Raw genomic sequence first — 1,478 nt, forward strand, 5'->3', positions numbered from 1 at the left:
GGTGTCGGGTGGGGGTGCGGGCGTGGCGGTTTGCGCCGTCTTGCCGGCATCGCCTTCGCTGCCCGAGCGGCCCAGGAACCACCATCCGCCGCCTGCAGCGGCGACCAGCACAGCGGCGGCGACGGCGCCGAGGACGGCCTTTTTGCTGCCACCACTCTTGTTGTCGTTCGCAACAGGTGCCTTGGCGGCGATCGGCTTCGGCATGTGGGCCGTGCCGATCACGGTCGGTGCATCGGCGCCCGACTGACTGCTTCGTGCACCGGACGGCGGCACGGTGCGCGGCGTGGGCGCGATGCTGTGGCCGACTTCGAGACCCAGCGCCGCACGCAGCTCCGCCATCGATTGCGGCCGCGCCTCGGGCCGCACGCCCAGGCCCGCGTCGATCGCCGCGAGCAGCCGGTCGCTGTAGCGCTGGCGCAGGATGTCGTTGCCCGCCAGCGGCACGTAGCTGTCGGACAGCAGCCGTGCCACCGAGGGCGGCGGCGCGCGCCCGCACACGGCGACGTGCATCACGGCGGCGAGCGCGTAGACGTCGGTCCACGCGCCCTGCGACATGTCGGGCATCTCGGCGTACTGCTCGATGGGCGCGTAGCCGGGCTTGAGGATGACGGTGATCGCCTGCGTCTTGTCGGTGATCACGCGGCGCGCGGCGCCGAAGTCGAGTACCACGGGGCGGCCGGAGCCTTCGAGCAGGATGATGTTGTCGGGGGCGATGTCGCGGTGGTAGCAGTGGGCGTTGTGCATCACGGCGAGGGCTTGCGTGACGCCGTCCATGATGCGGGTGAGCCAGGCTTCGTCGACGCCTGCGGGGATCGCTACGAGTGCCTCGCGCAAGGTGTCGCCCTTGTAGAAGGGCATGACCATGTAGGTGGTGCCCTTTTCTTGCCAGAAGCGGTAGACCTTGAGGAGCGAGGGGTGGTCGAACTGGGCGAGGAGGCGGGCTTCGTTGATGAAGCTGCGCATGCCTAGGTCGAAGGTTTCTCTGTGTCTTTCTGACAAGGGGACTACGGTGCCGTCTTGCTGTCTTGTGGATAGCGATGTCGGCAGGTATTCCTTGATGGCTACTACGCGCTCCAGCGTGTGGTCCCAGGCTTCGTAGACGACGCCGAAGCCGCCCTGGCCTACGACTCGGGTGATTTCGAATTCGGCTAGGCGGCTGCCTACGGGGAGGAGGCCGGCTTCGTGTGTGCCTGTGGCTGGGCTGGTGACGGGGGTGCCTGAGGGTGTGGTGAGGCCGCTGGCTGTGATGACGGTGGCGCCTGTGTCTGTGCTTGTGCCGTCACTGGTTGCTGTGAGGGGCACGGGGCGGGAGACTACTCGGGTGCGGTCGTCTTCGGGTGGGGTTGTGTTGGAGTCGGTCATCGACTGGCTCCTGTGTTTTGGACTGCGTTGGGGGGTTGCTTCCCGAGGCCGGGTCTCGCCCCGGCAGGCGACCTACTTTTCTTTGCTTCGCCAAAGAAACGTAGGCAAAAGAAAGG

The 1,478-nt window shown here is 67.1% G+C and carries 1 protein-coding gene; it reads right to left on the minus strand.

Annotation, left to right across the window (positions count from 1 at the left end):
- The coding region (locus tag AC07Y4_RS32930) for a serine/threonine protein kinase (RefSeq protein WP_495275687.1) at positions 1 to 1,362 on the minus strand (1,362 nt) is incomplete at its 3' end.
- Between the last annotated feature and the right edge of the window lie 116 nt (positions 1,363 to 1,478).

The organism is Variovorax sp. GW460-12-1-14-LB1, from assembly GCF_059423605.1.